This is a genomic window from Saezia sanguinis, assembly GCF_003991585.1.
In the GTDB taxonomy this organism is placed as follows: domain Bacteria; phylum Pseudomonadota; class Gammaproteobacteria; order Burkholderiales; family Burkholderiaceae_C; genus Saezia; species Saezia sanguinis.
Genome location: NZ_PQSP01000007.1, coordinates 71048 through 82622, shown reverse-complemented (window position 1 = coordinate 82622; position 11575 = coordinate 71048). Strand labels below are relative to the sequence as shown.

General features: G+C 54.4%; 8 protein-coding genes. All 8 read left to right on the top strand.

Going from position 1 to position 11575, the window contains the following annotated elements; all coding sequences use genetic code 11:
- The first annotated feature begins 808 nt into the window (after positions 1 to 808).
- The 8 genes from allE to carA all read left to right on the top strand — a co-directional run bounded on the left by allE (position 809) and on the right by carA (position 11496).
- Positions 809 to 1585, top strand: a complete 777-nt coding sequence (gene allE / locus CUZ56_RS11630) for a (S)-ureidoglycine aminohydrolase (RefSeq protein ID WP_126980571.1) — start codon at positions 809 to 811, stop codon at positions 1583 to 1585.
- A gap of 64 nt (positions 1586 to 1649) precedes the next feature.
- The gene (locus tag CUZ56_RS11625; RefSeq protein WP_126980570.1) at positions 1650 to 2678 is read left to right on the top strand and encodes an aspartate/ornithine carbamoyltransferase family protein; all 1029 of its coding nucleotides are present in this window, start codon (positions 1650 to 1652) and stop codon (positions 2676 to 2678) included.
- A gap of 91 nt (positions 2679 to 2769) precedes the next feature.
- Positions 2770 to 4203 (top strand): YfcC family protein, encoded by a 1434-nt coding sequence (locus CUZ56_RS11620; RefSeq protein WP_126980569.1) that lies wholly within the window; start codon positions 2770 to 2772, stop codon positions 4201 to 4203.
- A gap of 72 nt (positions 4204 to 4275) precedes the next feature.
- A complete protein-coding gene (gene allB, locus CUZ56_RS11615) occupies positions 4276 to 5637 on the top strand; it encodes an allantoinase AllB (protein WP_126980568.1) in 1362 nt (453 codons plus the stop codon).
- Positions 5638 to 5778: 141 nt separating this feature from the next.
- Positions 5779 to 6711 carry a carbamate kinase gene (gene arcC / locus CUZ56_RS11610; RefSeq protein ID WP_126980567.1) on the top strand — a complete coding sequence of 311 codons (933 nt, stop codon included), beginning with the start codon at positions 5779 to 5781 and terminating at the stop codon, positions 6709 to 6711.
- A 644-nt stretch (positions 6712 to 7355) separates the two neighbouring features.
- Complete coding sequence (locus CUZ56_RS11605) at positions 7356 to 8390, top strand: AraC family transcriptional regulator (RefSeq protein WP_126980566.1); 1035 nt, start codon at positions 7356 to 7358, stop codon at positions 8388 to 8390.
- Positions 8391 to 8515: 125 nt separating this feature from the next.
- Positions 8516 to 9979: an NCS1 family nucleobase:cation symporter-1 gene (locus CUZ56_RS11600; protein ID WP_126980565.1), complete on the top strand. Its 1464-nt coding sequence runs from the start codon at positions 8516 to 8518 to the stop codon at positions 9977 to 9979.
- Between the two features lie 356 nt (positions 9980 to 10335).
- Entirely contained in the window at positions 10336 to 11496 is a 1161-nt protein-coding gene (carA, locus tag CUZ56_RS11595; protein WP_404948042.1) for a glutamine-hydrolyzing carbamoyl-phosphate synthase small subunit, read from the top strand.
- Positions 11497 to 11575 lie beyond the last annotated feature (79 nt).

Genomic DNA, 11575 nt, shown 5'->3' with positions numbered 1-11575 from the left:
ATCACGAAAGGTTTTGAAACCACTTTGCGCCGGTTGAATTGATTATAGTAGCATGTAGCGTGCAAGATACACTTTTTATTTGATATAGATCAAATAAGTAGGGGATTTTTGAAACTTTTATTGTAATTCCGTTTCGTTTTCAGCCTTTGAGCTGTTATACACCGCTGTTTTGGCTGTAAAGAGGGTATTTTGGGCTATTGACAAACAGTTTGAGTGTGTTTAGAAGTTTCTGTCACCTGCCCGGATGGTGTGAGTCTGTGGGCAGAGAGCAGGTATTTTTGCCGTACCTGAAGGATGTCTGCCGCCTGTTTTGCCCTTGGCTCATGAAGGGGCCATGCAGAATTTGACTAACTGTATTTTGACCAGCCATATTCTGACCAGAACCGCTGCCATGTTTAAAACGGTTTGAGCTGGCATGCTCTTATTAACGGCATCAGGGGGCAGATGCCGGACATGTATTTTCTCCAGCAGCACACAGCACATCGTTCCTCGGTTGTGCCCGTGTTATACGCTTCCGCATATCTGTATATCTATCTGTCTCTATCTGTCGCGCGCGCATTTGATTGATTGAGTATATGTCACCCTGAGCGTGCCGCCTGACTGTATCTGCCATGTACCTATCATGCACTTGCCAGCGTTGGTTTTTCATGGTTTCTCTTGTTTTCTGCCGGTAAAAACACCGGTTTTTCTTTTTGTCGTGCAAAGACAGGCGGTTGTCGCTGCGGGCTATCGAGTAAACGTCCCCCCAGGCGTACATTTCTCTTTAACAAATAGGTATTTGTTGTATCGATTGAAAAGGAGAATAGATATGCCAGGTTATCCAGAGGGTTTGTTGAAAAACCGTTCCGTCGTTGAGCATGGCAATTTTGCAATCATTTCCCCTGATGGCCGGGTAATCAATGTGATTCCGGGCATTGTGGATTGCAAGATGACCATTTTGGCCACCCCAAAAATGGGTGCAAGTTTCATTCAGCTGATCGGGACACTGGGCCCTAACGCGAAAACCACCATCACCTACGGTGCCAAACCGCATGAAGAGTCTTTCATCTATCTGCTTGATGGTGAAGCAGAGCTGAAAGTCAAACTCGGAAATGAAACCAAAGTGCTCAAACAGGGCGGCTATGCTTATGCGCCGGCTGGTGTGGGTATCGACTTTGAAAACGTGAACCACAAGGCTGGCCGCATCCTGCTGTACAAACAGCGTTATGTGCCGCATCCGGGCGGGCTGGAGCCTTACATCGTTTTTGGCAACACCAACGATATTGCCTGGGCCGATTACGACGGCATGCCCAATGTGCACATCAAAGATTTGCTGCCGATTGAAGAATGCTTTGACATGAACATGCATGTGCTGAGCTTTGATCCGGGTGCCAGCCACAACATCATTGAAACACACGTGCAGGAGCATGGCGCCTATGTGTATGAAGGCCAGGGCTGCTACCTGCTGGATGATGACTGGTATCTGATTCAGAAAGAGGACTTCATCTGGTTTGGACCGTACTGCAAACAGGCATCTTATGGCGTGGGGCGTGAACCGTTCACCTACATCTATTCCAAAGACTGCCACCGCGACGTTGAAATTTAAGGCAAAGGTGTCATACGACCCCTTGTCATGCTTGACAAAGATTGAATGAAAAGGAATTGTAACTATGGCTCTCGATCAAAACTTTAAGGCACGTGACATCCGCGAGCAATTGGCTGCCACCGGCATGAAAGGCAAGAACATCACGTTCCTGGATGATTTCAGCCGTGACCAGATCCAGGCGCTGTATAACGCTGCTGAAATGCTGGAACCCTTTATGCGCACCGGCGTGGATCTGCTTAAAGGAAAAGTGCTGTACACGCTGTTTTTCCAACCGTCCACCCGTACCCGTTGCAGCCATGAAAATGCCATGCTGCGCCTGGGCGGCGGTGTGATCACCGAAGCTGATCCGCTGCATAACTCTTCTGCGGCTAAAAATGAAAGCCTGTACGACAGCCTGCGTGTGACGTCTGAATACGCTGACGTGATTGTGATGCGGCATCCGGACGACAAGGAAGCGCTGGGCGCGCTGGAACAACTGGGCGATTATGTGTCTCCGGTGATTTCGGGCGGTTACGGCCATGTGACGCACCCGACCCAGGGCCTGCTGGACAGCTACACCTGCTGGAGAGCGTTTGGCGACCTGAGCAACGCCACGGTGGCGATTGCCACGCCCGACCTCTCGCGTGCACGCTCGGGCCAGTCTTTTGCGCTGGCGCTGGCCAACATGGGTGCGAAGATCATCTATACCGGCACCAGCGAACTGCGTACCCCCGAAGTGGTGCGCAACAAGCTGACCAAGATGGGCGCGCAGTTTGAAGAGCATTTTGACCTGACGGAAAAACAGAATGAAGAACTGTATGCCGAGAAAAAGGTTGACCTGATTTACCTGCCGGGCTGCTCGGTGAAAAAAGACGATCCGAACCGTGAAGACTTCATGAAAAAGATGGCGAACTACTATGTCTCGATGGACATGTTGAACAACATCAAGAAGAAAACGGGCAAGGTGGTCGGCGTGCATCATTCGCTGCCGCGCAATCCGGGCGAGTTTGATTTTGGCATCGACAACACAGAGCACCAGTTGTATTTCCGCGCGATCGGTTTCTCGGTAGCGATTCGCATGGCGCTGCTGGCCTCCGTGGTGGGCGTGAACTGATTGGGTAATTGGTTGTTGGAAGACTCTTTATAGCGGCGCTGCCTGTGCCACGGGCGCAGGTGGTGCTGCTGCAAATACGGGAGAACGGATCATGACATCGAATGTAGCGGACAAGCCCGCCAAGAAAAAATTCAAGATGCCTGATATTTACATTGTGCTGGCAGTGTTTATTCTGGTGGTGGCGGTGCTGACATATATCATCCCAGCCGGGCAGTATGAGCGACAGGTGGTGCAGACATCGCATGGCGCCCAGACGCTGGTGGTGGCCGGCACGTACCATACGATTGAACAGCACCCGGTCGGGTTCATGGACCTGGTCACCGCAATCCCTGATGGCTTGAAAAGAGCCGCAGGGATTGTGTTTTTGACCTTCATGGTGGGTGGCTGCATGGGCCTGATCAAACGGGCCGGGCTGATTGATATGGGGGTGCATAACCTCAGCAACGCGGTGGGCGACAAGGGCTTTCTGGTGATTCCCATTCTGATGAGTATTTTCACCGGACTGGCTGCATTCATCGGGGTGCCGGAGCTCTCGCTGGCGTATCTGCCGGTGCTGCTGCCGCTGTTTTACCGGCTGGGTTATGACGGCATGACCGCCACAGCCGTGGCGCTGCTGGGCCCCTGTCTGGGCTTTACATTCGGGTTGACGATTCCGGGCTCGGTCGGGGTTGGGCAGCAGATTGCCCAGTTGCCGATGTTCTCCGGTTCTGCGTTCCGTGCGCTGATTCTGGTGCTTGTCATTTTTGTGGCTGTAACGTATGTGATGCGTTATGCCGCCAAGGTGAAAAAAGACCCGAGCAAGAGCCTGACCGCAGAAACCGATCAGGAAATGCGGGCGCTGATTGCGGAAGAAGATGCACAAAAAGGCGTGCAGGTGTTCACCGGGCGCCAGAAAATGGCCGGCATTGCCTGCCTGGTCATGTTCCCGATTGCCATTGCACTGATTCTGTGGAAAAACCTGGGGTTTGAAGCCATTGGCGGCCTGTTCCTGTTCATTGGTATCATTACCGCTGCACTGGCAGGTAAAAAGCCGCAGCAGATCTGTGACGATGTGAACGCCGGTATGCGCGACATGATGGTAGCCGCACTGCTGTGCGGGGTGGCGAGCGCCATTGCGGTGGTGATGGATAAAGGCATCATTACCGATACACTGGTATTCTGGCTGGAAAGCATGATGCGTTCAGTCCCGCCGGAACTCACAGCGATTGCGATTTTCTGGGAACAGTCGATCTTTAACTTCCTGATTCCGGGTGCAACGGCATTGACCGTGCTGACCATGCCGATTATTTCGCCTCTGGCAGAATTGCTGGGTATTTCGCAGCAGGCCGTGGTATCGGCAAACGCCTGGGGTGGCCAGTTGACGGACATTTTCTTCCCGACTTCCGGCTTCTTTGTGGCCACACTGGTGATCGCGAAAGTGGAATTGGGCAAATGGCTGCGTTTTTATACACCATTGATGCTGATGCTGGGTGCCATTGCCAGCGTGGCACTGTACCTGATGCAGTCCACCGGGATTGGCGGCTAGTGATGGCTGGGCAGGCAGGTTGCCGGGAAACTTCGGGCTGCCTGTCTGATCGACAAGGAGAAGGAGCAATATATGTTTGACACCATTATTCAGCAGGGCATTGTGGTTCTGGCCGATCAGTACATCACGGCTGATCTGGGGATTAAGGATGGGAAAATTGCCCATATTGCACCTCACATTGATGCCGCGCAGGCCCGCAAGGTGGTTGATGCCACCGGCTGCTATGTGCTGCCGGGCATGGTGGATGTGCACATGCATATTTCCGAGCCGGGCCGCACCGAATGGGAAGGTTACGAAACGGGTACGCAGGCCATGGCGGCCGGGGGCACCACGTCGTTTGTGGAAATGCCGCTCAATACGATGCCGGCCACCACCGATGTGGAGTCGCTGAACGTCAAGCTCAAGGCGGCTCAGGGCAAAAGCTACGTGGATTATTCACCGATGGGCGGGCTGGTGCCGTGGAACCTGCAGGATCTGCCACGGCTTTCCGAAGCCGGGGTCGCAGCGTATAAATGTTTTGTGGCGACCTGTGGTTCGGGCAAGCCGGGTGACTTTAAAAATGTGGACGACTATGAGCTGTACGTCGGCATGCAGGCGCTCGCGAAAACCGACGACCTGCTGGTGATTCACTGCGAAAACGCGGCACTGACCGACAAGCTGGGCGCGGCGGCCAAGGCGGCCGGCAAAACCAAGGTGTCGGATTATGTTGCCACGCGCCCGGTATTTACCGAGGTGGAAGCGGTGCGTCGCGTGTTGCTGCTGGCCAAGGAAACCGGCTGCCGGGTGCATATTGCGCATTGCAGTTGCCCGGAAGCGATTGAAGCGGTGTTTGAGGCACAGGCGCAGGGGGTGGATGCTTCGTTTGAATCATGCCCGCACTATTTCCTGCTGGCCACTGAGGATCTGGATGCGATCGGGCCGAAAGCCAAGTGTTCGCCACCGATTAGGGACCGCAACAACCAGGCCCGCATGTGGGACCTGCTGGAGCGCGGCATGATCCAGATGCTGGGTTCAGACCATTCGCCCTGCACGCCGGACTTGAAGTCTTCGCCCAATGCGTTTGAGGCCTGGGGCGGCATCAGCGGCTGCCAGAACAGTGTGGATGCGATGTTTGATGCGGCGGTGAAAAAGCGCAACATCAGCCCGGTGACTTTGATGCAGGCGCTGGCAACCGAGCCGGCACGGCGCTTCAGGCTGGGGGCCAAAGGCGAAATTGCGCTGGGTAAGGATGCTGACGTGGTGATTCTGGACCCGAACCAGGGTTATACCGTGACCAGCGACGAGCTGTACTACAAAAACAAGTTCAGCGCGTACGAAGGGTTTGAGATCGGCTGCCGTGTCACGCACACGTTTGTGCGCGGGCATCTGGTGTACCAGTTGGGCCAGGGCATTGTCAGCGAACCGGTGGGGCAGCGTATGGTGGTATGCAAATAAGCGCGTAATCAGCCGCCGCGGGTGCGGCTGACAGATCATTGAATAGCTATGTGGGCAGCAACAAGCCGGATCAGACGGTGTTGCCGCCAGGGGAAGTGTTTTTCGAAATTTTTAATTTGTTAATTTGTATAAGGAACTGATATGAGAATCGTTGTCGCTTTGGGCGGTAATGCGCTGTTGAAACGCGGTGAGCCATTGACGTCAGACAATCAGCGGGCCAATGTGAGAACGGCTTGCGAGCAGATTGCCAAGGCTTATGATGGGAGTAACCAGTTGATTGTGACGCACGGCAATGGGCCGCAGGTCGGGCTGATGGCCTTGCAGAGCAATGCCTACAAGGATGTGCCGATGTATCCGCTGGATGTGCTGGGGGCCGAATCGGTCGGGATGATCGGGTACATGATCCAGCAGGAACTGGTGAATTTTGTGCCCAAGACGGCTGCGCTGGCTACCATTTTGACGCAGACGGAAGTGGACCCGAAAGACCCGGCGTTCCAGACCCCGACCAAGCCGGTCGGGCCGGTGTATACCAAAGAGGAAGCCGACCGCATTGCCGCGGAGAAAGGCTGGACCATGGCGCCGGACAATGACAAGTTCCGCCGTGTGGTGGCAAGTCCTTTGCCGACGCGCATTTTTGGTCTGCGTCCGCTGCAGACGCTGATTGAGAACGATTACATTGTGATCTGTGCCGGTGGTGGCGGTATTCCGACCTACTATGACGAAAAGGGCATGTTGCGTGGCGCGGAAGCGGTGATCGACAAGGACCTGGCTTCGTCGCTGCTGGCTTCATCGGTGGATGCCGATATTCTGGTGATTGCCACCGACGTGGACGGCGCTTACATCGACTGGGGCAAACCGACGCAGAAGAAGATTGTGCGCTCGGATCCTGATTCCATCATGGAATTCGGCTTTGCCAAAGGCTCTATGGGCCCCAAGGTTCAGGCGGCGGTGAATTTTGCCAAAGCTACCGGCAAGGATGCGGTGATTGGTGCATTGCACGATATTGAAAAAATCATTGCCGGGCAGGCGGGCACGCGTATCACCGGCCGGGAAAAAGGTGTTGTATATGGTTGATTGAGCAGGGTTTGTTCGCACCTGGGTGCAAAAGGCGCAGTTCGCTAACGGGTGCAGTGCAGGCTATCTGAATGGGGTACGGTAAACCATGGGACTTTGTGAGCCGTATTGAGTGCCCTGGCTGCATGCTTTTTCGGACTACTCACTATCACTGTATCGCTGGCGCATTTTCGCCCGGGTGCTGACAGACATGCTCGAAGTACAGAACAAACTCCGAGAATCATCGCTGATTCTTTTAATAAGGGACTGCCGGCAACGGGGTCCCTTTTTTTATCTGTCAAGCGTTGCGCGGCGGAGTCGCAGCATTTGATTCAGACTAAATAAATGCACTGAAATAGCAGGTAAAATTGACACACTGACAGGGTTGATTCGCGATGACAATGAGGCGTGTATGGCTTCACGATGAAAAGCGCGAGCAGATGCTTCAATACATTGAGAATGTATTGTGTTTATAGGGGTGAATCACACGCAATGAAAAGGCAGGCTGCTGCGTCCACTCGGTACGGGATGTCGGGCTGCCAGGTTGTATTTGCTGTGAGTGCCCTCATATCGTAATGAGGATGCCTGCCGGGCAACCTTCAGATGATTTGAGGCCGGTAGCTGTGGCCGGGGTTGTGCCCGGTTGTGATGTAAAGTGAAGTGACATGCCTGATGGTAAACACAGGGTCATAGGCCCAAGCGTTTTATCCAGTTGGATCCGCTCCATCTGCCAGACAGTCAGAGGTTATGGCATTGATCCGCTGCCTCTGATGGCGCAAGCCGGGCTGGATGCAACGTTGATGAATATTCCCGATGCCCGCTACGAAGTGGATGGTGTCAGGCGCTTGTGGGAGCTGGTGATTGCGCAGACCGGTGACCCTTTGATCGGCCTGCGGGTGGGCAAGGAAATTCAGGCGCCCACGCTGCATGGGCTGGGGCTGGCCATGATGTCCAGCGGGTCGCTGTCAGAACTGCTCGGGCTGATTGTGCGCTACTGCAAGGCCATTTCAACCACCATGCACATGAGCCTGGAGCATGACAAGGTGGGAACCACTCTGGTGCTCAAAACCAAAGAGGGCAGCGAGCCGATGCATGCCGCACGCATTGCGATGATTGCGTTTGTTTACCGCCAGGCGTGCCAGTTGGTGCAGCATGATGTGGTGCCGGAGTTTGTGACGTTTGCACTGCCTTATACCAGCGATATGGAGCGGCTGGACGATTACTTCAAAATACCGGTCAGCCTGGGCGCGGAGGTGGACTCCATTTGTTTCCGTTATGCCGATACGATCGAGCCTTACGCCGGTGCCAATGCCCAACTGGTCAAAATCAATGAATATGTGATCAACCAGTACATGTCGCAACTGCAGAAGAACGATATTTCCAGCCGGGTGCTGCTGCAGATTCACCTGATGTTGCCCAAGGGCGAGCCCAAGTTGACCGATGTGGCAAGCCAGTTGAACCTTTCTCCCAGAACGCTGCAAAGGCGGCTGGAGCAGGAGGGCCGTGCGTTCAATGTGCTGCTGGACCAGGGTAAAAAGAATCTGGCGCACGATCTGCTGGCGCACAGTGATACCGCGGTGACCGAGATCAGTTTTCTGCTGGGGTTTTCCGATCCGAGCAATTTCAGCCGGGCCTGTAAAAGGTGGTTTGGCTGCTCGCCGGTACAGTACCGCCAGCGCAGTTTGAAACTGCCGACCTGATGGTTTCGAATGCGTGGATGATCTGGCGTACAAAGCCAATTGGTTGTCACTGTCAGACAGGCGATGACGGGGCGGCTCCTATACACTCAAATCATAAACCACTTGTAGTGTAAAGGGCAGTAAGCATGACAGACCCTGGCGCCCCGGAAGTTAAAGCAGTACCCAAAAGGTTCAACCGCAAGCTGGCCAATGCAGACCTGATACCTGCCAAGCAAAAGTGGGGCTGGTATAACATCTTTGCTTTCTGGATGTCAGACGTGCACAGCGTGGGGGGTTATGTTTTTGCCGGCACGCTGTTTGCACTGGGGCTGACGTCGTGGCAGATTCTGCTGGTGCTGATTGCAGGCATCTGGATTGTGATGATTCTGGCTAACCTGATCGCCAAGCCCAGCCAGGTGTCGGGCGTGCCCTATCCGGTGATTTCGCGCATGCCCTTCGGTGTCTACGGAGCCAACATTCCGGCAATGATCCGCGGCATCATCGCCATTGTGTGGTACGGTATTCAGACCTATCTGGCTTCTGCCGCGCTGGCCATTATTCTGCTGAAATTTTTCCCTTCGCTGGCGGCGTGGCAAAACGTTTCTTTCCTGAATCTGTCTTACCTGGGTTGGCTCAGCTTCATGCTGATGTGGGGCATGCAGACCGCGCTGTTTTTGATGAAGATGGATGCAATCAAAATCTTCATCGACTGGGCCGGCCCTGCGGTGTATGTGGTGATGTTCCTGTTGATGGCGTGGATTGTCTATCACGCCGGCTGGGACAACATCCATTTCAACCTTTCCACCAAGCAGTTGACGTTCGGGCAGACGGTATTGCAGTTTCTGATTGGCATGTCGCTGATTGTGGGCTACTTTGCCGGGCCGACGCTGAATTTTGGTGACTTCTCGCGCTACTGCAAAACGATGAAGGATGTGAAAAAAGGCAACTTCTGGGGCCTGCCGGTGAACTTCACCGCGTTTTCGCTGATTGCCATCATCACCATTACCGGCACGCCGGCGGTGTTTGGCCGCATGATTGAAGACCCGCTGGAAACGGTGGGCTATGTCGATAACCTGGCGGTGGCGCTGTTGCTGGCGTTTACCTTTGTCACGGCCACGGTGGGGATCAACATTGTGGCCAATTTTGTATCGGCCGCCAACGATGTATCGAACCTGTGGCCCAGCAAAATCAGCTGGCGCAGGGGCGGCATGATTGCAGCAGTCATCTCGATTGTGATCACGCCGTGGAATCTGTACAACTCGCCGGAAATCATCCACTACACGATTGACATGCTGGCCGCGTGCATTGGCCCGCTGTACGGTATTTTCCTGGTGGACTACTACCTGGTGAAAAAGCAGGTGATCAACGTGCCGGACCTGTTCAGCGATTCGCCCAAGGGCAGCTACTGGTATAAAAACGGGGTGAACCCGGCGGCAGTGAAGTCGCTGCTGCCTGCTTCACTGGTAAGCATTGTGTGCGCCGTTGTACCCGGCCTGAGCGTGTTGAGCACGACCTGGGTGGCGCACCTGAAAGTGCTGGGCAGTTTTTCGTTCTTTATCGGGCTGCTGATTGCCGGGGCGCTGTACTACAAGTACTCGGTACGCCGCTGAGCAGGGGGCGCTTTTAGGAATGAAGTGAGGGATGTTGAGGCCCGGTTGGCATTTGCGGGTGCATTTGCCAGCCGTTTGGAGGCCAAACGGTCAGAATTACGCGGGGGAAAATGGTCTTTGAGAAAGGCGGGTGGATAAAGGCAGGGTTGCAAGTAGTTGTTTTTGCTGGTGTTTGAAGATCTCGTCAGATGTTTTGGGAGAGAAAACAATAAGCCGATAGCTTACAGGTTTTCCAAGGCATCTCAGGGGAGCGGGGCTGTTTTGGGCTACAATATAGAAGTTTAACTGCACATTTTTCACATTGTTGCAGTTTCAAGTCCCAAAAAAACTCTGTTGGAGATTTTCTCTTGCCTTCGATTTTGCCCCAATCCCATTCGCCCGCGGTTTTGGCGCTCGCAGATGGCACCGTTTTTCATGGTTATTCAATCGGCGCTGCTGGCAGCACAGTCGGAGAGGTGGTGTTTAACACTTCGATGACCGGCTATCAGGAGATTTTGACCGATCCCAGCTATTTTCAGCAGCTTGTGACGCTGACCTACCCGCATATCGGTAACGTAGGTACCAATGAAGAAGATGGTGAAGCCAGAAAAGTGCACGCTGCGGGGCTGATCATCAAGGATTTATCCCTTTTGCATTCCAATTTCCGTGCCAGCCAGACGTTGCCGCAGTATTTGCAGGCACATAATACGGTGGCCATCGCCGGACTCGATACGCGCAAGCTCACGCGTTTGCTGCGAGAAAAGGGCGCGCAGAACGGTTGCATTCTGGCCCTGCCTGCCGGACAGCAGGCTACCCCTGATGTGCTGGAGCAGGCGGTTGCCGCCGCCCGGTCGGCACCTTCCATGGCTGGGTGTGACCTGGCCAAAGTGGTGAGCGTGAAAGAATCCTACCCATGGAACCAGACCGAATGGAAGCTGGGTCGCGGTTATGGCGAGCAGAACGCGCCGCGTTACCATGTGGTGGCGTATGACTATGGTGTTAAGTTCAATATTTTGCGCATGCTGGCCGAGCGTGGTTGCCGCCTGACGGTGGTGCCGGCACAGACCCCGGCGTCTGAAATATTCAAGATGGCGCCCGATGGTGTGTTTCTTTCCAACGGACCGGGCGACCCCGAGCCTTGTGATTATGCGATTGAGGCGGCACGTGCGGTGGTGGATGCCGGTTTGCCGACTTTTGGCATCTGCCTGGGGCACCAGATTCTGGCGCTGGCTTCCGGTGCCAAAACATTCAAGATGAAAACCGGGCACCACGGTGCCAACCACCCGGTGAAAGACCTGGACTCTGGCCGTGTATCAATCACCAGCCAGAACCACGGTTTTGCGGTGGATGCAGCTACATTGCCGGCACACCTGCGTGCCACGCATGTCAGTCTGTTTGACGGCACTTTGCAGGGAATTGAGCGTACCGACAAGCCGGCATTCAGTTTTCAGGGGCACCCGGAGGCATCTCCTGGCCCGCACGATATTGGTTACCTGTTTGACCGCTTTGTGTCGCTGATGTCGTCACGACGCGGATAAGTGTGAAGTAGCCGTGTGCAACTGATGTTGCTATGGGCTGGTTTGATGCTGGCCTGTGGTGTTGACTGCCGGATTGGTT

What these genes read in the sequence shown, in the direction of transcription:
- allE (WP_126980571.1), top strand. Translation starts at nt 809, where the DNA reads ATGCCAGGTTATCCAGAGGGTTTGTTGAAAAACCGTTCCGTCGTTGAG.
- CUZ56_RS11625 (WP_126980570.1), top strand. Translation starts at nt 1,650, where the DNA reads ATGGCTCTCGATCAAAACTTTAAGGCACGTGACATCCGCGAGCAATTG.
- CUZ56_RS11620 (WP_126980569.1), top strand. Translation starts at nt 2,770, where the DNA reads ATGACATCGAATGTAGCGGACAAGCCCGCCAAGAAAAAATTCAAGATG.
- allB (WP_126980568.1), top strand. Translation starts at nt 4,276, where the DNA reads ATGTTTGACACCATTATTCAGCAGGGCATTGTGGTTCTGGCCGATCAG.
- arcC (WP_126980567.1), top strand. Translation starts at nt 5,779, where the DNA reads ATGAGAATCGTTGTCGCTTTGGGCGGTAATGCGCTGTTGAAACGCGGT.
- CUZ56_RS11605 (WP_126980566.1), top strand. Translation starts at nt 7,356, where the DNA reads ATGCCTGATGGTAAACACAGGGTCATAGGCCCAAGCGTTTTATCCAGT.
- CUZ56_RS11600 (WP_126980565.1), top strand. Translation starts at nt 8,516, where the DNA reads ATGACAGACCCTGGCGCCCCGGAAGTTAAAGCAGTACCCAAAAGGTTC.